18 protein-coding genes are annotated in these 22,199 nt (G+C 68.7%); 4 read left to right on the top strand and 14 right to left on the bottom strand.

The window, feature by feature from the left end; genetic code table 11:
• Positions 1 to 62: 62 nt before the first annotated feature.
• The 3 genes from AT699_RS26405 to AT699_RS26395 all read right to left on the bottom strand — a co-directional run bounded on the left by AT699_RS26405 (position 63) and on the right by AT699_RS26395 (position 2,906).
• Positions 63 to 554, bottom strand: coding sequence for a DUF2938 domain-containing protein (locus tag AT699_RS26405; RefSeq protein ID WP_024070386.1), 492 nt, complete (start codon positions 552 to 554; stop codon positions 63 to 65).
• 303 nt (positions 555 to 857) lie between these two features.
• On the bottom strand, positions 858 to 1,304 hold the full coding sequence (locus AT699_RS26400; RefSeq protein ID WP_006385936.1) for a MarR family winged helix-turn-helix transcriptional regulator: 447 nt from the start codon (positions 1,302 to 1,304) through the stop codon (positions 858 to 860).
• A 3-nt stretch (positions 1,305 to 1,307) separates the two neighbouring features.
• Positions 1,308 to 2,906 (bottom strand): MDR family MFS transporter, encoded by a 1,599-nt coding sequence (locus tag AT699_RS26395; RefSeq protein ID WP_020926346.1) that lies wholly within the window; start codon positions 2,904 to 2,906, stop codon positions 1,308 to 1,310.
• Positions 2,907 to 3,242: 336 nt separating this feature from the next.
• On the opposite strand from AT699_RS26395, the gene AT699_RS26390 reads away from it, so the two are divergent.
• Entirely contained in the window at positions 3,243 to 5,741 is a 2,499-nt protein-coding gene (locus AT699_RS26390) for an AsmA family protein (RefSeq protein WP_020926347.1), read from the top strand.
• Positions 5,738 to 6,124: an MOSC N-terminal beta barrel domain-containing protein gene (locus AT699_RS26385; RefSeq protein ID WP_006385939.1), complete on the top strand. Its 387-nt coding sequence runs from the start codon at positions 5,738 to 5,740 to the stop codon at positions 6,122 to 6,124. The genes AT699_RS26390 and AT699_RS26385 overlap by 4 nt, the downstream gene beginning before the upstream one ends.
• 64 nt (positions 6,125 to 6,188) lie before the next feature.
• On the opposite strand, the gene AT699_RS26380 is transcribed toward AT699_RS26385, so the two are convergent.
• From AT699_RS26380 to rsmD, 4 genes are all read right to left on the bottom strand, one after another.
• Positions 6,189 to 7,409, bottom strand: a complete 1,221-nt coding sequence (locus AT699_RS26380; protein ID WP_024070385.1) for a benzoate/H(+) symporter BenE family transporter — start codon at positions 7,407 to 7,409, stop codon at positions 6,189 to 6,191.
• Positions 7,406 to 7,657 (bottom strand): YfhL family 4Fe-4S dicluster ferredoxin, encoded by a 252-nt coding sequence (locus AT699_RS26375; protein ID WP_006385941.1) that lies wholly within the window; start codon positions 7,655 to 7,657, stop codon positions 7,406 to 7,408. The genes AT699_RS26380 and AT699_RS26375 overlap by 4 nt, the downstream gene beginning before the upstream one ends.
• Positions 7,658 to 7,834: 177 nt before the next feature.
• Positions 7,835 to 8,338, bottom strand: coding sequence for a pantetheine-phosphate adenylyltransferase (gene coaD, locus AT699_RS26370; RefSeq protein WP_006385942.1), 504 nt, complete (start codon positions 8,336 to 8,338; stop codon positions 7,835 to 7,837).
• A gap of 58 nt (positions 8,339 to 8,396) precedes the next feature.
• Complete coding sequence (rsmD, locus tag AT699_RS26365; RefSeq protein ID WP_006385943.1) at positions 8,397 to 8,963, bottom strand: 16S rRNA (guanine(966)-N(2))-methyltransferase RsmD; 567 nt, start codon at positions 8,961 to 8,963, stop codon at positions 8,397 to 8,399.
• Here rsmD and ftsY point away from each other — a divergent pair.
• Positions 8,962 to 10,314, top strand: a complete 1,353-nt coding sequence (ftsY, locus tag AT699_RS26360) for a signal recognition particle-docking protein FtsY (protein ID WP_024070384.1) — start codon at positions 8,962 to 8,964, stop codon at positions 10,312 to 10,314. The two genes, rsmD and ftsY, sit on opposite strands and share 2 nt — an antisense overlap.
• Positions 10,315 to 10,447: 133 nt before the next feature.
• Here ftsY and AT699_RS26355 read toward each other — a convergent pair whose 3' ends face one another.
• On the bottom strand, positions 10,448 to 12,106 hold the full coding sequence (locus AT699_RS26355; RefSeq protein ID WP_024070383.1) for a CYTH and CHAD domain-containing protein: 1,659 nt from the start codon (positions 12,104 to 12,106) through the stop codon (positions 10,448 to 10,450).
• A 325-nt stretch (positions 12,107 to 12,431) separates the two neighbouring features.
• On the opposite strand from AT699_RS26355, the gene AT699_RS31240 reads away from it, so the two are divergent.
• Positions 12,432 to 16,655 (top strand): autotransporter domain-containing protein, encoded by a 4,224-nt coding sequence (locus AT699_RS31240; protein ID WP_024070382.1) that lies wholly within the window; start codon positions 12,432 to 12,434, stop codon positions 16,653 to 16,655.
• A gap of 163 nt (positions 16,656 to 16,818) precedes the next feature.
• On the opposite strand, the gene phnE (AT699_RS26345) is transcribed toward AT699_RS31240, so the two are convergent.
• The 6 genes from phnE (AT699_RS26345) to AT699_RS26320 all read right to left on the bottom strand — a co-directional run bounded on the left by phnE (AT699_RS26345) (position 16,819) and on the right by AT699_RS26320 (position 22,159).
• Positions 16,819 to 17,643, bottom strand: coding sequence for a phosphonate ABC transporter, permease protein PhnE (phnE, locus tag AT699_RS26345; RefSeq protein WP_024070381.1), 825 nt, complete (start codon positions 17,641 to 17,643; stop codon positions 16,819 to 16,821).
• Complete coding sequence (gene phnE, locus AT699_RS26340) at positions 17,640 to 18,539, bottom strand: phosphonate ABC transporter, permease protein PhnE (RefSeq protein ID WP_049054605.1); 900 nt, start codon at positions 18,537 to 18,539, stop codon at positions 17,640 to 17,642. The genes phnE (AT699_RS26345) and phnE (AT699_RS26340) overlap by 4 nt, the downstream gene beginning before the upstream one ends.
• A complete protein-coding gene (phnC, locus tag AT699_RS26335; protein ID WP_024070379.1) occupies positions 18,539 to 19,309 on the bottom strand; it encodes a phosphonate ABC transporter ATP-binding protein in 771 nt (256 codons plus the stop codon). Before phnC ends, phnE (AT699_RS26340) begins: the two co-directional genes overlap by 1 nt.
• A gap of 5 nt (positions 19,310 to 19,314) precedes the next feature.
• Positions 19,315 to 20,313: a phosphate/phosphite/phosphonate ABC transporter substrate-binding protein gene (phnD, locus tag AT699_RS26330; RefSeq protein ID WP_006385951.1), complete on the bottom strand. Its 999-nt coding sequence runs from the start codon at positions 20,311 to 20,313 to the stop codon at positions 19,315 to 19,317.
• Positions 20,314 to 20,526: 213 nt separating this feature from the next.
• Positions 20,527 to 21,342: an IclR family transcriptional regulator gene (locus tag AT699_RS26325; protein WP_024070378.1), complete on the bottom strand. Its 816-nt coding sequence runs from the start codon at positions 21,340 to 21,342 to the stop codon at positions 20,527 to 20,529.
• A gap of 10 nt (positions 21,343 to 21,352) precedes the next feature.
• Positions 21,353 to 22,159 carry an HAD-IIB family hydrolase gene (locus AT699_RS26320; RefSeq protein ID WP_006385953.1) on the bottom strand — a complete coding sequence of 269 codons (807 nt, stop codon included), beginning with the start codon at positions 22,157 to 22,159 and terminating at the stop codon, positions 21,353 to 21,355.
• Positions 22,160 to 22,199: the final 40 nt, after the last annotated feature.

Raw genomic sequence — 22,199 nt, 5'->3', positions numbered from 1 at the left:
TGGCAAAACGCGCGCGCGGCAAGGCTGTCCGGGCCGACCGGGAGGCGTGCGCCGCTTCAGGCCTACAACGCCTTTGCCACGGCCCATCCCGCCAGATACAACCCCACGCCGAACGACGCATGCGCCATCAGGCTGCGCAGCCGTGCCACGCCGGGTTTCGGGGTCCTGGACGCCGCGATGCCGGCGCCCATGCCGGGTTGCAGGATCAGGAAGGGCGCCGCGACCGTGGCGATGCCGACGGCCAGCGCCGGCAGCAGCGTCGGTCGCGCGGCCCAGGCCGGGCCCCAGATGGCCAGCAGCAGGAGGGCGAACAGGATGCCGATGGCGTAGTGGGCGATCCAGCCGAGGGCGCGTTCGCCGGTTACGGGCGCCGAGCGGGCGATGCCGGGGTGGGTCAGGCGCCCTCGTGGCAGATGCCCGAGCCAGCGGCCGACCAGGGCGTAATCCAGCGACGGCAGGCCGAACAGGCGCTTGAGCAGCAGCGCCCACAGGTCCATGACGAGCGTGGCGCCGGCGCCGATCAGCACGGCGCGAAGAAAGAGGTCGGGTGGCATGTGCGGGTTCCGGGAAAATGAAATAACATTCAATAGATTAATTGAATGTTATTCAATAACCTTTTCGGATGTCAAATGTGGAGGGCGGACGCTGGGGCCGCGTTGGCGCGCCAGGCGCTCAACGAAACGCCTGAATCGGGGGAAACCGTTGGAGAGGGCGGAAAGCCCTGAAGGGGGCGATCGGCGGCTCATCGATGGCGGGACCGGCGCAATTCATCGCAGAGGCGGTCCAGCCCGACGCTGTCGGGTGCGCAGGCGCTCGGCCACGGTGTTGAAGCGCCGCCATGGGCGCCCCGCGCGCGGTCATTCGCCCTTGTTGCCGCCTGCCGCGCGCAGGAAGTTGGCTTCCAGCACGTTGAGCACGCGGTTCAGCGTGTCGATATCCGAAGCCGACAGCCCCTTGAGCGATTCGTCGAAAAATGCCGCCCGCTTGGGCAGGGCTTCGTCGACCACGGCCTGGCCGGCCGGCGTGAGGCGGGCGTTGGTCAGGCGGTTGTCGTCGGGATCGACGGCGCGCGCGATCCAGCCGAGCTTCTGCATCGCCTGCAACTGGCGGGTGAGCGAAGCGGGGTCGAGGCGGCAGCGTTCGGCCAGGTGCTTCTGCGAACATTGGCCGCATTCATGCAGCGCCAGCAGGATGCGCCAGCGCGGCAGCGCGTGGCCGACCATGCCGCTGAAGGCGCTTTGCATGACCCGGTAGGTCTGGCCCATGTGCTGGATGACCTGCAGGCCCTGTTGTTGTTTGGGCAAAAGCTACTCTCCGACGGCGGCGGGCTCCGTTTTGGCGGGGCGCGCCAATTGCACCAGGGGGACGCGCCGCACGCACCACAGCGCCAGCACCGCGACCGCCAGGGCGATGAGTTGCCCCTCGTGGATGGCGCCGACCAGCGCCACCCGCGCGATCTCGATCAACGACGTTCCATCCTGGCCTTGATGCGCCAATTGTGCCAGGAACTGTGTCTGGGCCTCGGGGTTGACCAGCATCTGCGGGTCGTCCAGCTGCGGCAGCCAGCGCGCCGAGGCGCCGCGCAGCGTCGATTCGACGCCGCTGAAATAGCTGTGGTTGACCATGGTGCCGACCACGGCCGTGCCCAGCATGCCGCCGATCATGCGCAGCGATTGCAGCAGCGCGGTGGCGATGCCCAGGTGGCTGCGGCCGGCGGTCTGCTGCGCGAACACGGTCAGGTTGGGCATGATGAAGCCCATGCCCAGCCCGGCCATGAGCATGTAGGCGGCGATCAGGCCGTGCGCGGTGTAGTTGTGGGTGGTGACGATGCCCAGACAGGACAGCGCCATCAGGATGAAGCCCGCGTACAGCATGCGGTTGGGGTTGCGGATGCGGGTGATGATGCGGCCATTGATGATGCTGCCCACGGTGATGAAGACCACCATTGGGGTGATCAGCAGCCCGGCGTCCTGCGGCGACAGGCCGAAGCCGCCCTGCAGCAGCAGCGGCGCGTAGAACAGCAGCGAATACATGGTCACGCCCACCAGCAGCGCCAGTATGAACAGCATGGCCAGGCCGCGGTTGCGGAACATGTCGAACGGCAGCAGCGGGTGCGGGCAGCGCCGCTCCCACCAGAACAGCAGGCCGAAGGCGGCGATGCTGCCAGCCGCCAGCAGCACGATGGTGGCGCTCAGGCCTTCCTTGGGCAGCAGTTCCACCAGCAGTTGCAGGCTGCCGAGCGCGGCGGCGATCAGCAGCGCGCCTTGCCAATCCAGGCGCACCTTGCCGGAAGTATGGTTGCGCAGGTGCGGCAGGTAGCGCGCCACGAACCAGAGGCCCAGGATGCCGATGGGCAGGTTGACGTAGAACACGGAGCGCCAGCCGTAGTGCTCGGTCAGCGCGCCGCCGAGCGTCGGGCCCACCGCATTGGCGATGCCGAAGGCCGAACTGAGCATGACCTGCCAGCGCAGCCGCACGTGCGGATCGGGGAACAGGTCGGGAATGGAGGCAAACGCCGTGCCCACCAGCATGCCGCCGCCCACGCCCTGCAGCGCCCGCGCCAGCACCAGCGTGAACATGCTGTCGGCCGCGCCGCACAGCACCGAGGCCAGCGTGAACAGCACGATCGCCGCCACCACGAAGGGCTTGCGGCCGTAGTAGTCGCCCAGCCGGCCGAAGATCGGCACGGTGATGACCGAGGTCAGCAGGTAGGACGTGGCCACCCATGCGTACAGCTCGAAGCCCTTGAGTTCGGCCACGATGGTGGGCAGCGCGGTGCCCACCACGGTCTGGTCGATGGCCACCATCATCATGACGAAGCACATGCCCAGCATGGCGAGCAGGGTCTGCCGGAAGGGAAGCACCTGGCCGGGTGAATAGGGCATGCTGGGAGCGGGGGCGGGCATTGTTGGATCTATCAATGATTGATGGATCAATAATTCTAGCCCTACAATCCCGAAGACAGAAAACCGTCAGTTTCGGGGCGGACGCGCAGGCTGGCCCGATTTGTTACGATAGCGGTATGTGCACGCTGGTCATGCCGGCGTCTTCAGCAGGTCTTTCCATGGCAGTTCCACCCCGCTTGGCGCCCCGGCCCCCGGCTTGGCGCACGCGGCGGCACGCGATCGAAGACGGACACATCAGGAAGCCACGCGCGCGGCGCGGCGGCAAAGCACCATTCCCGCGCCCGGCGCGGCGGATGGCATTCAAGGATTACCAGTCGAGGTACCGACGGGGCGGCAATGAAAACGTGGTTCAAGCGCATTCTGATAGGCCTGGTGGTGTTGGTTGTCGTGGCCGTCGTTGGCCTGGCCATCTTTTTGCTGACGTTCGACCCCAACGCGTACAAGTACAAGCTCGAAGAGCTGGTCCAGGAACGCTATCACCGCACGCTCACGATCGACGGCGAAATCGAGTTGTCGCTGTTCCCGCGCATCGGCCTGTCGGTGCAGGGCGTGTCGCTGTCCGAAGCCAATAGCACCGAAACGTTCGCTTCCATCGAGAGCACGCGCCTGGCGGTGGCGGTGTGGCCGCTGCTGTCGAACAGCTTCGTGGTGGATCACGTCGCCATCAGCGGCTTCAAGGCGCGGGTCGTGCGCGACAAGGACGGCCAGTTCAATTTCAGCAACCTGGTGGGCGGCACCGCGCCGGTGGTGGCCACGCCGTCCAATCCCGCCGAAGCGCTCGCGGGCGCGGCGCAGACCGCCGCGCAGGCCCTGACCAGCGGCACCTTGCCGCCATCGCGCAACAACATGCAGATCGACATCGCCGGCCTGGACCTGAAGGACGGCGAAGTCCAGCTGCAGGACCAGATGTCGGGCATGGCGGTGGCGGTGACCAAGATCAACGCCAATACGGGCCGGGTCACCTTCAACCAGCCGTTCGACGTGCGGCTGACGGCCCGCGTCGAAGGCGGCAACCCCCGCATGGACGCCAATCTGAATGGCCAGGCGTTGCTGACGCTCGATCCTTCGGCCAAGCGCTATGCGGCCCAGAAGCTGGACCTGCGCATGGATGGCAAGTTGCCGGGCGCGCAGGCCAAGAGCCTGGCGGTGCGCGGCAACCTGGCGTTCAACGGCCAGAAGTCGGCGCTGGACGTGGCCGGCCTGGAAGTCGTGTTCCAGGGCGATGTCACCGATCCGGCCGCGCCCGCCACGAATGTCGAAGCCAGCGTGGCCATGCCCAAGCTGTCGATCGATCCCCACAAGAGCCAGTTGCAGATCGAGAAGCTGGCGGTGCGTGCCAAGGGCGGCGTGGCCGACGGCCCGTTTGAATTCGCGGTCGATGCCCCGGCGCTCAACATCTCGCCGACGCAGGCGACGGGCGAGGCCTTGACCGGCCGCGTGCGCATCAGCGGCCTGGACGCCAGTTTTGGCCTGAACGGCATCAGCGGCAACGCCACCGAGCTGGATATCAAGGAGGCCAAGCTCGACAGCACCTCCAAGAAAGGCGAGCGCGTCGTCAAGCTGAATTTCGCTTCGCCGCTGTCGCTGAACCTGCTGCAACGCAAGGGCGGCCTGTCCGGCTTGCGGGGCGACGTCAATATCACCGATCCGGGCCTGCCCAAGGGCAGCCTGCAGATCCCGGTGATCGGCAGCCTCAATGTCGATCTGCTCAAGGACACTGCCAACAGCAAGATCAACGCCGTGCTGGAAGGCGGCAAGTTCGACCTGACCGCCGACATCGCCAAGCTGAGCGATGCGCCGCAGGTCAATTTCGCGCTGGCCGTGGATACGCTGGACCTGGACAAGCTGGTGCCGCCGGTCACTGCCACCGCGCCCGCCAAGCCGCCGGCCGAAGGCAAGAAGGACGAGACCAAGCCGGCCCAGCCGGCGCCGGCCGCGCCCGCGGACGATTCGATCAACCTGTCGGCGCTGGTCGGCCCGAGCGTGAATGGCACGCTCAAGGTCGGCAAGCTGGTGGTGCGCGGCCTGAAGGCCGACGACGTCGCCGCCGCCGTCAAGCTGGATCGCGGCAAGCTCGACATTTCCAGCCTGACCGCCGGCCTGTATGGCGGCAAGCTCGCCGGCGCGTTGTCGGTGGATGCGGCGCAAGGCAATCAGCTCGCCACCAAGATGTCGCTAGCTGGCATCGCCATCGAGCCGCTGTTGATGGACCTGGCGCAGCAGAACGTGCTGAGCGGCACGGGCAGCCTGGCGCTGGACCTGAAGACCGCCGGCGCCAACGCCTACGCAATGAAGAGCGGCCTGGGCGGCACGCTGCAGCTGCGCCTGCGCGATGGCGCGGTCAAGGGCATCAACCTGACGCAGACCCTGCGCGAGTTGAGGGCCGCGCTCAAGCCGGAATCGCAGGATGCGACCGTGGCGGCCGATACCAGCAAGCAGACCGCTTTCTCCGAAATGGACGCCGATCTCGCATTTGCCAAGGGTGTGGCCAACGTGAAGCGGCTGAACGTGGTGTCGCCGCTGCTGCGCGTGACGCAGGGCGAGCCGGCCACTATCGATTTCGTCAAGAACGAGCTGGACCTGGTGGCGCGCGCCCGTGTCGTCAATCCGGCGGCCGACCCGGAAGGCAAGGAACTGATCGACCTGAAGGACGTGACCATCCCGGTGCAGGTCAAGGGGCCGTTCGACAAGCCTGCCTACACGCTGCTGTGGAAGGACGCGGTTGCCGGTATCCTCAAGCGCAGCCTGGAAAACAAGCTGCGCGAAGCCGTGACCGGCAAGGGCAAGGGCGGCGCGGCGGTGGACAAGGCGCTCAAGGGCCTGCTGGGCAAATGAGCGGCGCCACTTTCCAACCCATTGCCCAATGCGGCGAGACGTCGCAGGCCGAGGCCGCGCCTTATCACCGCCAGTGGCTGGTCGCCAATGATTCAGGCCAGTGGCTCAACCGCGAGCTGTGCCCGCGGCTGGCCGACGTGACGGTGGAACTGCGCCTGGGCTATCTGGTGCTGCGCGCGCCGGGCATGCTGCGCATGGATATTCCGCTGGACGTGATCGAGGACGACGACAGCGTGCGCTACAGCATGAAGGTCGGCGAGCAGATCATCGACGTGATCGACGAAGGCGAACTGGCCGCGGCGTGGATCTCGAATTTCGTGCAGGTGCCGTGCCGCATCATGAAGGTGCATCCGGACACGCCCGTGTCCGCCTGGCCGGACTGAGCCTGGCGGCGGGCCGCGCACGGCCGCGCGACGCGCCCGGGGTCAACGCGGGACGAACGCCGCATCAGCCCGCCGGCTTGCGCCGGTATTCGAACACGGTGTGGGCCAGCAGGCCTGCCACCAGGCCCCAGAAGGCCGAACCGATGCCCCAGAAACTGAAGCCCGACGCCGTTGCCAGCAGCGTGATGAGCGCGGCTTCGCGCCGCTGCGGATTGGCCATGGCGGCGGCCATGCCGCCCATGATGGTGCCCAGCAGCGCCAGCCCGGCCAAGGCTGCCAGCAGCGCGGCGGGCAGCGCCTGGAAGAACACCGCGACCGCGCCGGCCACGATGCTCAGCGCGAAATAGCTCACGCCGTAGGTGGCCGCCGCGATGTAGCGCCTGGACGGCTCGGCATGCGCTTCGGGACCCGTGCAGATGGCCGCGCTGATCGCGCCCAGCGTGACGCTGTGGGCGCCGAACGGCGCCGCCAGCAGGCCGAGCAAACCGGTGGCGGCCACCAGCCGCGAGGCCGGCGGGCGGTAGCCGGCGGCTTGCAGGATGGCCAGGCCGGGCAGGTTCTGCGAGGCCATCGCCACCACGAACAGCGGCACGCCCAGGCTGACCGCGGCCTGCATGCTGAAGACGGGCGTGGTCCAGACGAATTCGGTCAGGTGCCAGTCGAGCTGGTCGAACTGGATCAGGCCCAGGCCGGCGGCCATGGCCACCGCCACCGCCATCACCACCAGCACCGCGTAGCGCGGCGCCCAGCGCCGGCACACCAGGTAGGCGGCGCACATGGCCAGCACCAGCGCCGGCTGCTTGCCGACGTTGGTGAAGATGCCCATGCCGAAGTTGAGCAGCACGCCGGCCAGCATGGCGGCGGCCACCTCGCCGGGAATGCGGCGCAGGATGGGATCGATCCAGCCGAACAGGCCGCAGGCCAGCGTCAGCGCGGCGGCCAATACGAAGGCGCCGATGGCTTCGGGAAAAGGCACGCCGGCCAGCGCGGTGACCAGCAGCGCGGCGCCGGGGGTGGACCAGGCCATGACGATGGGCAGGCCGGTGCGCAGGCTGTAGGCCGCGCCGCCCACGCCCAGCACCAGGCTGAGCGAGCCGATCCACGAACCGATGCGGGCGGCGTCCAGGCCGGCGGCATGGCCGGCCTGCACCATCAGCACGGCGGTGCCGCCGAAGCTGACCAGCACGGCGACCAGGCCGGCCGCGATCGCCGAGGCGGACAGGTCGCGGCGGGCGTTGGGGCGGGTGGCGGGGGGATCGAAGACGGGTTGCGCGGTGTCGCTCATGCGGCACCGGTCAGGCGGCGGTACTTGGCCATCAGTTGTTCCTGGCCTTCCTTCCATTGCGGATGCAGTTCGATGCATTCGACCGGACAGACCACCTTGCATTGCGGCTCGTCGTGGTGGCCGACGCATTCGGTGCAGCGGTCAGGGTCGATGACGTAGTAGTCCTCGCCCATGGAAATCGCGTCGTTCGGGCACTGGGGCTCGCAAACGTCGCAATTGATGCATTCTTCGGTGATGGTCAGGGCCATGATGGAGGGGCAACGGAATCCGGCAGGGATACTGCAATTGTACTGCCGGGCCCGCGCCGGCCCGGACAAGCCCCTGGCGCCGACCTGCCCATGGCCCGCCGGTGCGGACAGCCAAAATGCAGGGAGGGCGCGCAAGGCGCCCTCCGGGAGGGTTCGGTGAGGCGGAGAGCGGGACGCTCAGCCCGGCCAGGATTGCTCGCGGCGTTCCTTGGCCTTTTCCTGCAGCCAGCGTTCCACCGACGGGAACACGAATTTGCTGACGTCGCCGCCCAGCTGGGCGATTTCGCGCACGATGGTGCCGGAGATGAACTGGTATTGATCCGACGGCGTCATGAACAGGGTCTCGACGTCGGGCAGCAGGTGGCGGTTCATGCCGGCCATCTGGAATTCGTATTCGAAGTCGGACACGGCGCGCAGGCCGCGCACGATCACGCGCCCGCCCTGGTCGCGCACGAAGTCCTTGAGCAGGCCGCCGAAGCTCTGCACTTCCACGTTGGGATAGTGCCCCAGCACTTCGCGCGCGATGTCCACGCGCTCGTCGATGCTGAAGAAGGGCTTCTTGTTGCGGCTGTGCGCGATGCCGACCACGACTTTGTCGAAAAGCGTGGCGGCGCGGCGGACCAGGTCTTCGTGGCCTCTGGTCAGCGGGTCGAAAGTGCCGGGGTAAACAGCGATGATCATGCGAGCTCCGTACCGTTATTAGTGGTGTACACCATCCTCCGAAGCTCGGATTATTGATCTATTTGCGCAATGCAGCAAATTCCAGCAGATGGTAGTGGACCGCCCCGGCCTTGTCCTGGCGCAGGATCTCGAATCCTTCGGGGGGCTCGATGGGGCTTTCGGCCTCGACGTAGACCAGTCCGCCCTCGGCCAGGATGCCGGGCAGGATCGGCCACAGGCGCGGCAGCCAGCCCTGCCCGAAGGGCGGATCCAGGAGGATGAGGTCAAATCGGGACGCATCCATTCTTTCGGCGACCTGCATCGCATCGCCCACGTGGATGCGTATCATGTCGGCTTTGAGCTTGTCGCGCAGTGTCCGCAGCGCGGACGCGGCGGTCTTGTCGCGTTCGACCATCTGCACATGCGCCACGCCGCGCGAGGCCGCCTCGAAACCCAGGGCGCCGCTGCCGGCGAACAGATCCAGCACCTGCTTGTCGGCGAATTCGCCGCCCCACAGGTGGTTGAGCCAGTTGAACAGCGTTTCCCGCACCCGGTCGGGCGTCGGGCGGAGCGTCTCCACGTCGGGCACGACGATAGGGGTGCGCCGGTATTGGCCCCCGACGATACGAATATACTTGTTACCCATGTTTAGCCGCTTCTTCAAGAAAAAATCCCCTCCGCCCGCCGCGCCGGCCCAGCCCGCGCCGCCGCCGGAGCAGGTGGACGCCGGGATCGCGCCGCAAGCCGAGGCCGAGGTCCCCGCCCAGCCCGTCGAACCCGCCGTTCCGGCGCGCGAATTCGCGCCCGTCGCGACGCCCGAGGTGACCCTGCCGGTGCCGTCCGCCGAGGTGCCCGCGCCGGCGTCGGCCAGCGTGCCGCAACCGTCGCCGGCCGTGGTGCCGCAGCCGCAGGCCTCGGCGCCCGTGTCCGCGCAGGTCGCCGCGGCGCCCGTGCCGCAGCAGCCAGTGGCTCCCGCGCCGGCGGTTTCGCAGCCCGCCGCAACGCCGTCGGCGCCGGTCGTCGCCCCGGCTCCCGCCGCCATTGTGCCGGCCCCTGCCGCGCCCGAACCGGAAGCCGCGCCCAAGAAGGCGTCCTGGCTGTCGCGGCTCAAGCAGGGCCTGTCGCGCACCGGCCAGAGCATTGGCGGCATTTTCGTCGGCGTCAAGGTCGACGAGAACCTGTTCGAGGAACTCGAATCGGCGCTCATTATGGCCGATGCCGGCCTGGAAGCCACCGAGAAGCTGCTGACCGCGCTGCGCGCGCGGGTCAAGAAAGAACGCATCGAGGACCCGGCCAAGGTCAAGGCCGCGCTGCGTCAGCTGCTGGCCGACCACCTGCGTCCGCTGGAGCGCGCCTTCGACCTGAAGCGCGCGCAGCCGCTGGTGGTGATGATCGCGGGCGTCAACGGCGCGGGCAAGACGACGTCCATCGGCAAGCTGGCGCATACCTTCCAGCGCCAGGGCGCCAGCGTGCTGCTGGCCGCGGGCGACACGTTCCGCGCCGCCGCGCGCGAGCAGCTGATCGAATGGGGCAGCCGCAACAACGTTACCGTGATCTCGCAGGATGGCGGCGACCCGGCGGCGGTGGCGTTCGACTCGGTCAACGCCGGCCGCGCGCGCGGCATGGGCGTGGTGATGGTGGACACGGCCGGCCGCCTGCCGACCCAGCTGCACCTGATGGAAGAACTGAAGAAGATCCGCCGCGTCATCGGCAAGGCCGACCCGGCCGCGCCGCACGAGGTGCTGCTGGTGGTGGACGGCAACACCGGCCAGAACGCGTTGGCGCAGATCCGCGCGTTCGACGCGGCCATCAACCTGACGGGCCTGGTCGTGACCAAGCTGGACGGCACCGCCAAGGGCGGCACGCTGGCGGCGGTGGCGGCGGGCAGCCAGGGCGTGAGGCCGATCCCGGTGTACTGGATCGGCGTGGGCGAAAGCCTGGAAGACCTGCAGCCGTTCGTGGCCGACGAATTCGCCGGAGCCTTGCTGGCCGACTGATTCGTCCCGCTGATACCCGCACGGGCCTCGCGCCCGGCGCTGAAAACACCGCGCCCCACGTCTGCTGCATCGCAGGCGTGGGGCGCGGCGTTTGTGGCGGGCGCAAGTATGGTCCGCGAGGGACCGCGTCGCCTTATTTCCAGAACGGCTTGCTGCTTGCCAGGTCGTCGAAGGCGCGTTGCGCGTCCACCGCCAGTTCCTCCAGGCGCGCGCTGATCCAGCCCAGCGCGAACCAGGCCTGCGGATGCGTGGCCGTACACGACTCGTAGTAGTCCTTGGCGACGGCCAGGTCGTTGATCTCGCCCAGGATGTCCTGCACCCGCGACAGCAGCTTGCGGTAGCCGCGCAGCTTGCTCGGGGGCAGCAGCGATTCGGCGAAGGCCAGGCTGTAGCGCAGGCGCTTACCGCGCTTGCGCAGTTCGTGGCGCGTGGGGATGTCGAGCGTGGCGAACTGGGTGCCCTGGTCGGCCACCTTGCTGTGCCAGCGATGCAGGCGCCGCGCCAACTGCTTGTGCAGTTGCTGCGGATCGGGCTCGGGCGCCAGCATGGGGATGATGGTGGGCTTGACGCTGGGGCCGGCGATGCCGCCTTCCAGGCGGATGGCGGGTTCGGGTGCCGCGTCGCTGGGCACGCCGTTGGCGATGGGCTGTCCGTCGCTGGCGGGCAGCGCGGGCGGCACGTCCAGGCTCCATTCCAGCAGTTCCAGCAGCCAGGCCTGGAAGGCCTTGCCGCCGGCGATGGCGCGAGCGTCCTGTTCGGGCGGCGCGGCTTCCATCGGGATGACCGGCATGCCGGCGCGCATCAGCGCGGGCGCCACGGTTTCGTTCAGCACGTCCTGGTCGCGGTTGGCGCCGAAGGCGGCGAAGTGGGCGCGCACGCCCTGCATGATGGCGTCGGGGACTGGCCCGATCCAGCCATCGAACAGTTTCCAGGCCGAGCGCAGGCGGCGGATGCCGACGCGCAGTTGGTGCACGTGTTCGGAGTTGCCGGCGCGGTACACGCCTTCGGTGTCGACTTCGGCCAGCACGGCCGCGTTGCGGGCGATCTGATCGAGGCATTCGGCGGCGATGCGGCCCATGGCCTGCGCCGCCGTCATGTCCTCGCGCAGCTTGACGGACGCGGCGCCGCGCGGCGCCCAGAACAGGGCGATGGCCTGGGCGCGGCGGCTGTCGAGGTCGTCGCCCGGGACGGCGTCGACGTCGGCCAGGCGTTGCGCCAATTGCGCCAGCGCGTCGCCGCGCTCGGACTTGCTGCGCGGGTCCAGCACCAGGCTGTGGCGCTGCTGCCAGCCGCGCGCGACCGCGAAGATGGCGGCGGGGCGGCCCGAGACCAGTTCGAATTCAAGTTCGGAGATCGGCAGTTCCAGCGCGCCGGCGCGCAGGATGCCGGTGTCGTAGGCCAGTTCGACGGTGCCGTAGCGCGTGCGCACCTTGCGCAGCATGCGCTGCACGTCGGTCTCATAGCGCAGGCCGAGTTCGCCCTTGATGGCGGCAAGCGCCGCTTCGACCTCGGTGCCGGCATAGACCGACAGGTCGAGCACGGGGCCCGGGCGCGGGTGGTTCAGTTCGATGCGGGTGATGGCGTTGATGCCGGGCATCTTCAGGGTCTGCACCCAGTCGCGGCCTTCCTGGCGCAGGCGGATGGCGATGCGTGCCCGCGCCAGTTCGCGCTCGGGCGTGTCGAAGTACATCGCATGCAGGCGGATGCGGGTCGCCTCGCGTTGCTTGATCTCTCGCAGCACGGCCTGGCGCGAAGCCGTGGGCACGTGCAGTTTCAATTCCTGTTCCGACATGGCGGCGGGTGTCCAACGGCAAAAGCCGAGATCTTAATCAAACGGGGAGGGTGGTTTGATGACCGGTCATATTTATTTCACAAACGCTCGCATGGAGCATAGACGCGGTTGCGGTGCATCAACAATCGCCCGCCACCGGGTCGACGGACATTTTCCGCTTTGATTGCGTCCGCTCAATTACCCAGTTTCAGTGATATGCAGCGGCGCGCCGAACTTTTCTAATTGTAATTGGCGGGCCGGACGCTTTGCGCGGGGCCTCGATACCCATTCGCGCCCGCCCCGGCACTGCCGGCGCCGGGCCATGACAAGAGAAAAGAGAGGCCCCATGAATCGCACCTATCGCATCGTCCTGAACCGGGGCACGGGCCAGTGGCAGGTCGCCAGCGAGCATGCCCGCGGGCGGGGCAAGGGCCGGGCAAGGCGCTTGGCGCTGGCGGCCGCATTGACGGTGGCCTGCGGCACGCCGGTGTCACAGGCGTTGGCCGGCGCGGCGGTGACGGGTGACGTGACGCCTGTGGTGAACTGGGGCGATGCCAATGACCTCGTCGTCGGCGATACCGCGTCCGGTTCGTTGCAGATCGCCCCCCCGGGGACGCCCGTGCGCAGCGCCAGCGGCTGGCTGGGGCTGACGACGGGCGGGGTGGGGACGGCGAAGGTCTCGGGCCTGGGCGCGTCCTGGGTCATGAATGGCAGCCTGGTCATCGGCGCCAGCGGCAACGGCACGCTGACGTTGGCCAACTCCGGCGCGGTCTCGGTGGGTACGAATGGCCTGGGGCGGGTCGAGCTGGGCCGCAACCCCGGCGCTGCCGGCGTCATCAACATCGGCTCCGCGCCCGGCAGCGTGGCCACCGATACCGCCGGCTGGGTGGATGCGTCGGAGATCCGTTTTGGCGCCGGCGCCGGCGCGCTCAACTTCAATTCGGTCGGGCCCGTGATCTTCACGCCCGCGCTGAACAGCTTGGGCGCGGGCCGGCACGAGCTCAATCATTACGCGGGCTCCACGCAATTGCAGGGCGACAATTCGCGCTTCGCCGGCAACACGACGGTCTCGGGCGGATCCCTTGTGGTCCTCAACATCCTGGGCACCGCGCAGGGGCGGATCGATGCCGGCGTGGTTCCGGGCGCCACGGCCCGGGTCAGCGTGTTCAATCCCGGTTCGACCTGGGCCCTGACGGATAACCTGTTCGTCGGCGGTGGCGGGCCGGGCGAGCTGAGCATCTTCAACAGCGGCACGGTCTCGAACCAGTTCGCCACGGTCGACGCCCAGCGCAACGACACGGCGAGCGTGGCGATTTCCGATGCTGGGTCGCGCTGGGTCAATCGCGCGGCCCTGCTGGTGGGGTCGGAAGGCGGGCGCGGCGCGGTAACGATCCTGGCGGGGGGCTACGTGAGCAGCGTCGATGGCGTCATCGGCCGTCTCCAGAATGGCAATGGCACCGTCCTGGTGTCGGGGCGCGGCTCGACCTGGGCCAACGCCCGCGAGCTCAGGGTGGGCGATGTCGACGGCCAGGGCACGCTGATGGTCGAGGGGGCAGGTACCGTCTCGAACGTCGACAGTTTCGTGGGCAGCATGAGCGGCAGCGGCAATGTCATCGTCCGCGGCGCCGGTTCCACCTGGAACAACAGCGGCGCAATGACGCTGGGATTCGGCGTGGGGACGGGCGCGGGCAGCCTGACGATCGCGCAAGGCGGGGTTGTCAACGTCGGCGCCAGCAACGCGGGGAGCGTCTCGCTGGCGAAGGATTCGCTCCTGTTCTACCGGACCTCCGGCACGATCAACATTGGCGCGCCGGTGGGGCAGGCAGCCGTGGGCGCGGGCACGCTCAACGCCGGCGATATCCTGTTCGGCGCCGGCAACGCCACCGTGAATTTCAATCATAGCGACACGGCCTACGCATTCGCGACGCGGCTCGCCAGCGTGGGCAATGGCTCCCACGGCCTGAACCAGATCGCCGGCACCACCCGCCTGACAGGCGACAATGGCGCGTTCCTGGGCAAGACCGCGGTGTCGGGCGGCAGGCTGGTGGTGCTGAACCAGCTGGGGGGCGCGGCCGAAGTGACGGGCGGGACGCTGCAGTATGGCGATGCGACGACCGGCGCCGCCAACCGCCTGGCCGGCGACCTGCGGGTGTCGGGCACGGGCAGCACGCTGGCGGTGCAGGGGACCGCCTCGCTGGGGGTGGCGGGCAACGTCGGCATGGCCGACCACACCATTCTGGATCTCACGGCCGGTACGCGCGGCGCGGCGCTGCGCGCCGACACGGTGACGCTCGGGGCCGATGTGAGCTTCCGGCTGGGCGGCATCTACAGCACCAGTCCGGCGGAGGTCCTGCTGATCGACACCACCAACGGCATCAGCGGCGACTTCGCCCGGATCAGCGCCGGCGGCGCCGCCGGCGCGGTGGACTACCTGAGCGTCAATACGCGCAAGTCGCCGGACAACCGCCAGTACCTGGCCCGCTATGGCCTGACCTGGACCGCCGGCAACAGTCTGGCGCACGGCACGTTCACGCTGGCCAACGCTTCGGATCGCTTCACGGTCGGTGCGGCGCTGGCCGACCAGGCCGCCAACGCGGCGAGCGGCTGGAACGGCAGGACGCTGACCAAGGCCGGCGCCGGCACGCTGGCGCTGGGCGGCGCCAACACCTACAGCGGCGGCACGCGCATCACGGGCGGCACGCTGGAGGTCGAGCGCGACGCCAATCTCGGCGCGGCCGCCGGCGGCCTGGCGCTCGAGGGCGGCGGCATGCTGGCGACCACGGCGTCGTTCGACACGGCGCGCGCCATCACCGTGACGCAGTCGGGCGGTTTTGACGTGGCCGCCAACACCACGCTGGGCCTGACCGGTTTGTTGGCGGGCAGCGGCGACCTGATCAAGGCCGGCGAGGGCGTCCTCGACCTGAAGGGCGACAGTTCCGGCTTCAGCGGGCGCACGCTCGTCAACGGCGGCCGGGTGGCGGTCAACGGCCGGCTGGGCGGTTCGTTCACGGTGGCCGATGGCGGCGTGCTGGGGGGCAATGGCACCCTCGGCGCGGGCGCCGGGTCGACCATCACCGTGGCCGCCGGGGGCGCGCTGTCGCCCGGCAATTCGATCGGCATGCTCACCATCGATGGCGACCTGGTGGTGCAGCCGGGCGGGCGCTACCTGGTCGAGGCCGACCCCGCGGGCAGCAGCGCGGACCGCGTCCACGTCACCGGCAACGCCACGCTCAATGGCGGTTCGGTGGTGCACATCGGCGCCAACGGCAACTATGGCCTGCGCGCCAGCTACACGATCATGGAGGTGGACGGCGCGCTGTCCGGCCGCTTCGATAACGTGTCGTCCGACTTCGCTTTCCTCACGCCCAGCCTGGCGTATGACTACGGCGCGGGCCGCGTGTCGCTGAACCTGTCGCGCAACGAGACCCGCATGGCGTCAAAGGGCGCGACGCGCAACCAGCGCGCCACGGCCACGGCCATCGACAGCATCGGCCTGGCCGGCGGACACGGGCTCTATGACGCCATCGTGCGCCTGCCGGACGATGCGGGCGCGTTGCAAGCCGGCTTCGATCGGTTGTCCGGCGAGATGCACGCCTCGGCCAAGACCGTGCTGCTGCAGGACAGCCGCTATCTGCGCGACGCCATGAGCGACCGCCTGCGCGCGGCGGCGGGCGCGGCCGGCGCGCGATCCGCGCCGTTGCTGGCCGCGCTCGGCGGCGCCGCGCCGCTGGCGCCGGCCAGACTCGGCGGGCCCGCCAGCTGGATCCAGGGCATGGGCAACTGGAGCCGGATCGATGGCGACGGCAATGCCGCGGGTGTCAAGAGTTCGACCGGCGGCTTCCTGATGGGGGTCGACGCGCCGGTTGCCGATGCCTGGCGGCTCGGCCTGATGGCCGGCTACAGCCGCAGCGATTTCGACGCCAACGATCGCGCCTCGTCCGGGCACAGCGACAACTACCACCTGGGCGCCTACGGCGGCGGCCAATGGGGCGCGCTGGGCCTGCGTGGCGGCCTGGCCTACAGCTGGCACGACATCGCCACGCGCCGCTCGGTCGCCATGCCCGGCTTCGCCGACCGCCTCAAGGCCGGCTACGACGGCCGCACCGCGCAGGCCTTCATCGACCTGGGGTACCGCATCGAGGCGGCGGCCGTGGCGCTCGAACCGTTCGCCAACCTGGCCTATGTCAACCTGCGCACCGACGGCTATCGAGAAAGCGGCGGCGCCGCCGCGCTGCACGCCAGCGGCCAGACCACCGAGACCACCTTCACCACGCTGGGCCTGCGGGCCGCGTCCGGTTTCGAACTGGGTCGCGCGCAGGCCATGGCGCGCGGTTCGCTCGGCTGGCGCCACGCGCTGGGCGACATCAAGCCGGTGGCGACGCAGGCTTTCTCGGCCGGCGACGCGTTCACGGTGGCGGGCGTGGCCATCGCCCGTGACAGCGCGGTGATCGAGGCGGGCCTGGATCTGCAGGTCACGCCCAGGACCGTCCTTGGCCTGGCCTACCAGGGGCAGCTTGCCGGCGCGGCGCGGGACCATGGCGTGCGGGCCAATCTCGCGATCCGCTTCTGACGCTTGCCGCGCGGGCGGGTCGCGGCTTGCCGGCCGCCTCTCATCCGTCGCCTTTTACCCGTCGCCTCTGGCCCGCGCCCTTGCGGCGTTCCCACGCGGGCAAAAAAAACCGCCCGTTGCCGGGCGGCGCAAAGGAACGTTCTTGGCGTGCGCGCGCAATGCTTCAGAGAATGCGTTTGCGCGCCTGGGTGATGAGGATTTCGGCCAGCACCACCACCACGAAGATGGCGACCAGCACCAGCGCCACGCGGTCCCACTGGAACAGGTTGAGGGCGGTGTCCAGCGCCATGCCGATGCCGCCGGCGCCGACCAGGCCGAGCACCGCCGATTCGCGCACGTTGATGTCCCAGCGCAGCAGCACGATGGACCAGAACGCCGGACGGATCTGCGGCCAGTAGGCGTACCAGATCACCGATGCCTTGCTGGCGCCGGTGGCGGTGACCGCCTCGATCGGGCCGCGCTGCGCTTCTTCGATGGCTTCGCCCACCAGCTTGCCGACGAAGCCGATGGAGCGGAACGCGATGGCCAGCGTGCCGGCCAGCGCGCCGGGGCCGAAGATGGCGATGAACAGCAGCGCCCACACCAGCGAATTGACCGAGCGGCTTGACACCAGGATCAGGCGCGCGAGCATGTTGATGGTCTTGCTGGGCGTGAGGTTGTTGGCCGCCAGCAGGCCCACCGGCACCGCCATGATCACCGACAGGATGGTGCCGAGCGTGGCGATGTGCAGGGTCTCGATCAGCGCCTCGTGCACGCCGCCGCGATAGTGGGCCCAGTCCACCGGCCACATGCGCTGGAACAGGTCGGCCATCTGCTCGGGCGCGTCGTACAGGAACTCCGGAATCACTTCGACGCCTCGGATGGCCTGCACGATGGCGGCGACCAGCAGCAGGTAGAGAGCGAAGCGCAGCAGCCGCTGGCCCAGGCTGTAGCGGTGCCAGACGCGCGGCGCGTGGTTGGCGGGCAAGGTGGGGGCGTGCGTGTTCATTGGTCCGCCTCCGCCTTGCGCGCGGCCTGGTAGGCCGCCTTCGACGCGCTCGAACCGATGCCGCGCGCGCCGGCGAAGCGGCCCTGCAGGATGCGGTCAAAGCCCAGGTTGTCCAGGAAAACGGCGCGCACGAAGCCCGCCAGGATCTCGCCCAGCATGATGATGGCGATGAGCGTCAGCAGGATGGCGCTGACGAAGTCGTAGTCAAAGCGCTGGAAGGCCGAGAACAGCGTGCCGCCCACGCCGCCGGCGCCGACGATGCCGACCATGGTGGAGTTGCGCAGGTTCGAGTCGAACTGGTAGGTGGCAAAGCCGATGAAGCGCGCGAACACCTGCGGCAGCACGCCGAAGGCCAGCACGTTGGCGAACGAGGCGCCGGTGGCGCGCACCGCCTCGACCTGCTTGAGCGAGATTTCCTCGATGGCTTCGGTGAACAGCTTGCCGATGAAGCCGATCGAGGCCACCGTCAGCGCCAGGATGCCGGCCAGCGCGCCAAAGCCCACGGCCTTGACGAACAGGATCGCGACGATCACCGGATGCAGCGCGCGGCACAGCGCGACGATCGAGCGGGCCGGCCACGAGACCCAGGCCGGCATCAGGTTGCGCGCGCCCAAGAGGCCCACGGGCAGCGCGAACAGGATGCCCAGCACCGAGGCCAGCACCGCGATCTCCAGGCTTTCGGCGATGCCCTTCCACAGCGTGGCGGGCTTCTCGAAATTGGGCGGGAACATGCGCGCCAGGAAGGTCGACGCATGGCCCATGCCGCTTTCGAAGCGGGCCCAGCTGAAGTCCAGCTGCGCGGCCGCGTAGATTGTGTACAGCACCAGCAGCAGCACGCCGGCCTTGGCGCGGCCGGACAGCGCGAAGGGACGCGGGTGGGACGGACGAGGAGTCATTACGCCAGCCAAGACTCGCCTCCGTAGATGGTCTTGAGCATGGCGGCGTCCAGGCCATGGCCGTCGCCGTCATAGACCACGTGGCCGCCCGACATGCCGACGATGCGGCCGGCGTAGCGTCGCGCCAGTTCGACGTCGTGGATGTTGACGATGACGGGGATGCCGCTAGCGTCGCCCTGCGCCGCCAGCAGCTCCATGATCTCGACCGAGGTCTTGGGGTCGAGCGACGAGGTCGGCTCATCGGCCAGCAGCAACTGCGGACGCTGCATCAGCGCGCGGGCGATGCCCACGCGCTGGCGCTGGCCGCCCGACAGGGCGTCGGCGCGCTGGTCGGCGAAGCCCGCCAGGCCGACGGTATCGAGCAGCTGGTAGGCGTGCTCGATGTCGTCGGCCTCGAAGCGGCGGGTCCAGGCCTTGAAGGCGCCGGTGTAGCCCAGCCGTCCGGTCAGCAGGTTTTCCATCACGGTCAGGCGTTCGACCAGGTTGTATTCCTGGAACACCATGCCGATGCGCCGGCGCGCGCGCCGCAGCGACGCGCCACGCACCCGGGCCAGGTCGACCGCGCCGTCGCCGGCTTCGAGCACGATCTCGCCGCGGGTCGGCTCGATCAGCCGGTTGATGCAGCGCAGGAGCGTGCTCTTGCCGGTGCCTGACGGGCCGATGATGGCCGTCAGGCCGCGTCCCGCGATCTGCAGGTCGATGCCGTTCAATACCGGCCGGCCGGCCCGGTATTCCTTGACCAGGCCGGAAATGCGTAGCGACGTCGTCATGCTGGTTACTTCTTGCTCTTGGCGGATTCGCGGTCGTAGGCGGCGCGGTTGAAGCTTTCGCCTCCGGATTCGGCGACCTGGCGCACGATGGCCCAGTCCTTCTGGTAGGTCACCGGGTAGAAGCGGTCGGCGCCGTCGAAGGCCTTGGACATCTCGGCCGGGAAGCGGTAGTCGTAGAAGCACTTGAGCATCTGGTCGCGGAACTTCGGCTCCAGGTCGTGCGCGTAGGCGAACGACGAGGTCGGGAATTTCTCGCTCTTGTAGATGACGCGGAAGTCGGCTTCCTTGACCTGGCCGCGCTCGACCATGCGCTTGAACACGTCCGACGCCACGGCGGCGGCGTCGTAGTCGCCGGAATTGACGCCCATGACGGACTGGTCGTGCTTGCCCGAGAACACCACCTTGTAGTCCTTGTCGGGCGTCAGGCCTTCCTTGGGAAACAGCGCCACGGGCGCCATGTGGCCGGAGTTCGACGACGGTGCGGTGTGCGCCAGCTTCTTGCCCTTGAGGTCGGTGAGCTTCTGGTACGGGCTGTCCTTCTTGACGATGACGATCAGGTTGTAGCCCTGGAAGCCATCGGCGTAGCCCTTGACGGCGAACGGCACCGCGCCGGCGATGTTCACGGCGAAGGCGGTGGGGCCGGTGGAGAAACCGCCCACGTGCAGGCGGCCCGAGCGCATGGCCTCGATCTCGGCGGCGTTGCTCTGCACCTGGTAGAACACCACGCGCTTGCCGGTGCATTCGGACAGGTGCTTGGTGAACGGCTTGAAGATGTCTTCATAAACCGCCGGGTCTTCCACCGGGGTGTAGGTGAACACCAGGGTCGACGGCGTCTTGAGCTTGGCCGGATCGGTGGGCGTGTCGGCCACCAGGTCCTTGTTGGCGTCGCAGTAGTTCTGGTCCAGGTCGCCCCGGTTCGAGCAGGTGTCGGCGGCGTGGGCGGCGGATGCCCCGAACGCGAGCGCGGCCAGCGAGGCCGCTTGCAGTAGACGCAAGGCGCGCATCGTATGTCTCCTGTTATAGGTTTGAATATGACTGGTAACTGAATTCAAACATACAAGCGCGGGAGGCACACTCGGGAAAGTCCCTGTGTTTCTTTTCGTGTTTTGTTCGTTTTGTTCGCTTTGAGTTCGTTTTTGCGCGAACGGCACGGCGGCCACGCGATCGGATCGTGAGATCCGTCGCGCGGCTTGCGGGTCAGGCGACAGGGGAGAAGGTCAGGCGCGGTAGCCCAGCTTGCGCGAGATCTCGTGCGCGCAGGCCAGCAGCGGACGGGCGATGGCGCCGTCCCAGGATACGTCGAACAGGCCGGTGGGGCCCAGGCTGGTCAGCGCCAGCACGATGTTGCCGGTGTTGTCGAAGACCGGCACCGACAGGGCGTCCACGCCCGGCAGCGGGTTGCCCAGGGCGCGGGCCATGCCGTGCACGCGGATGTCGGCCAGTTGCGCCTCGATGTTGGCGCGGCTGACCTTGCGCGGCGGCGACACGCTGGAGATCACCGCCGTATCGCCTTCCTCGCGGGCGATGTAGTGCTCGCTGACCTTGGGCGGCAGCCAGGCCGCGAACACCAGGCCGGTGGCGGTGTGCAGCATGGACATCACGGTGCCCTTGCGCATGTTCACGTGCACCGGGTAGCTGGCCTCGGTCATGTGGATCATGGTGGGGCCGTGCGAGCCCAGCACCGCGATCCCCAGCGTGTGGCCGATCTCGGATTGCAGCTTGGCGATCTCGGGCATGGCGATGCGCACCGGATCCAGCCGTTGCAGGCTGACCAGGCCCATCTGCAGCGCGAACGGCCCCAGCTCGTACTGGCCGGTGATGCTGTCCTGCTGCACCAGGCCGACGCGGATGAAGCTGACCAGGTAGGGGTGGGCCTTGGCCGAGGTCATGCCGGCGCCGGCGGCCAGGTCGCGCAGGGTCAGCGGCTTGCCGGCGTCGACCAGCGCGGCCAGCAGCGGCACGCCGACCTCGATGGACTGGATGCTGCGGCGGCCGTCGTTGGCGGCGGGGGCGGAAGGTTTGGCGGTGGCCACGGTGCGTGCCTCAGGCGGTGACGGCGCGGGCGGCCAGCAGGCGGTCGGCCATCTCGGTGAAGCCGGCGCCGCCATGGAACGCGGCCACGTAGGCGGGGCGGTGCGTCAGGCGGTGCAACTGCGACTGGATGTTGGCCACGCCGACCGAGACCGGGAAGTAGGCGAACATGGGCTCGTCGTTGGGCGAGTCGCCGATGAACAGCGTGCTGTCGAGCACGCCGGCCACGTCGATGCCGAATTCGCGCTGGAACAGGGTGCGCGTCATGGTCAGCTTGTCGTAGTCGCCGAACCAGCCGTTGACGTGGATCGAGCTGACCTTGGCCTGGGCGCCGGCGTCTTCGAAGATGCGCACGATGCGGCCGATATCGGCCTCGGGCAGGGGCGGCACGTCTTCGCAGAAGTCGATGGCCAGGTCGGCCACGCGGTAGTCCTGGTCGCTGGCCACGGCGGCGCCGGGCACCTCGGCCAGCACCCGGTCGCGGATCGCGTCCAGCTGCTTGCGGCTGGCCTGGCGCGAAGCCGCGTCGGTCCAGTAGTGCGTGACCATGCGGCGCGCCTGGCGGTCGTAAGCGTAATAGAACGCGCCGTTCTCGCCGACCACTGCGCGCACCGGCCACATGCGGGCGATGTGGTCGCACCAGCCGGCCGGGCGGCCGGTGATCGGCACCACCTGGATGCCGGCCTGTTCCAGGCGTTCCAGGGCGGCGTAGGCGTCGGCGGGCAACCGGCCTTCGGTGGTCAGGGTGTCGTCGATGTCGGTGAGCACGACGCGGATCCCCGCCGCGACGGTCAAAGGCATGGCCGCAAGGGCTTGCATGGCGTTTTTCCTTGGTTTTATGGGGTGTTCTCCGGCCGAA

This window comes from Achromobacter xylosoxidans (genome assembly GCF_001457475.1).
GTDB classification, from domain to species: Bacteria; Pseudomonadota; Gammaproteobacteria; order Burkholderiales; family Burkholderiaceae_B; genus Achromobacter; species Achromobacter xylosoxidans.
The sequence above is the reverse complement of the archived record's forward strand: the minus strand, read 5'-3'. Positions and strand labels throughout refer to the sequence as shown.

Excerpts from the sequence above, each read along its gene's own strand:
- AT699_RS26355 (WP_024070383.1), bottom strand. The coding sequence starts at position 12,106 with ATGTCGGAACAGGAATTGAAACTGCACGTGCCCACGGCTTCGCGCCAG.
- rsmD (WP_006385943.1), bottom strand. The coding sequence starts at position 8,963 with ATGGGTAACAAGTATATTCGTATCGTCGGGGGCCAATACCGGCGCACC.
- phnD (WP_006385951.1), bottom strand. The coding sequence starts at position 20,313 with ATGCGCGCCTTGCGTCTACTGCAAGCGGCCTCGCTGGCCGCGCTCGCG.
- AT699_RS26395 (WP_020926346.1), bottom strand. The coding sequence starts at position 2,906 with ATGCCCGCCCCCGCTCCCAGCATGCCCTATTCACCCGGCCAGGTGCTT.
- AT699_RS26390 (WP_020926347.1), top strand. The coding sequence starts at position 3,243 with ATGAAAACGTGGTTCAAGCGCATTCTGATAGGCCTGGTGGTGTTGGTT.
- phnE (WP_024070381.1), bottom strand. The coding sequence starts at position 17,643 with ATGAACACGCACGCCCCCACCTTGCCCGCCAACCACGCGCCGCGCGTC.
- AT699_RS26385 (WP_006385939.1), top strand. The coding sequence starts at position 5,738 with ATGAGCGGCGCCACTTTCCAACCCATTGCCCAATGCGGCGAGACGTCG.
- AT699_RS26320 (WP_006385953.1), bottom strand. The coding sequence starts at position 22,159 with ATGCAAGCCCTTGCGGCCATGCCTTTGACCGTCGCGGCGGGGATCCGC.
- ftsY (WP_024070384.1), top strand. The coding sequence starts at position 8,962 with ATGTTTAGCCGCTTCTTCAAGAAAAAATCCCCTCCGCCCGCCGCGCCG.
- coaD (WP_006385942.1), bottom strand. The coding sequence starts at position 8,338 with ATGATCATCGCTGTTTACCCCGGCACTTTCGACCCGCTGACCAGAGGC.
- phnC (WP_024070379.1), bottom strand. The coding sequence starts at position 19,309 with ATGACGACGTCGCTACGCATTTCCGGCCTGGTCAAGGAATACCGGGCC.
- AT699_RS31240 (WP_024070382.1), top strand. The coding sequence starts at position 12,432 with ATGAATCGCACCTATCGCATCGTCCTGAACCGGGGCACGGGCCAGTGG.
- AT699_RS26380 (WP_024070385.1), bottom strand. The coding sequence starts at position 7,409 with ATGAGCGACACCGCGCAACCCGTCTTCGATCCCCCCGCCACCCGCCCC.
- AT699_RS26405 (WP_024070386.1), bottom strand. The coding sequence starts at position 554 with ATGCCACCCGACCTCTTTCTTCGCGCCGTGCTGATCGGCGCCGGCGCC.
- phnE (WP_049054605.1), bottom strand. The coding sequence starts at position 18,539 with ATGACTCCTCGTCCGTCCCACCCGCGTCCCTTCGCGCTGTCCGGCCGC.
- AT699_RS26375 (WP_006385941.1), bottom strand. The coding sequence starts at position 7,657 with ATGGCCCTGACCATCACCGAAGAATGCATCAATTGCGACGTTTGCGAG.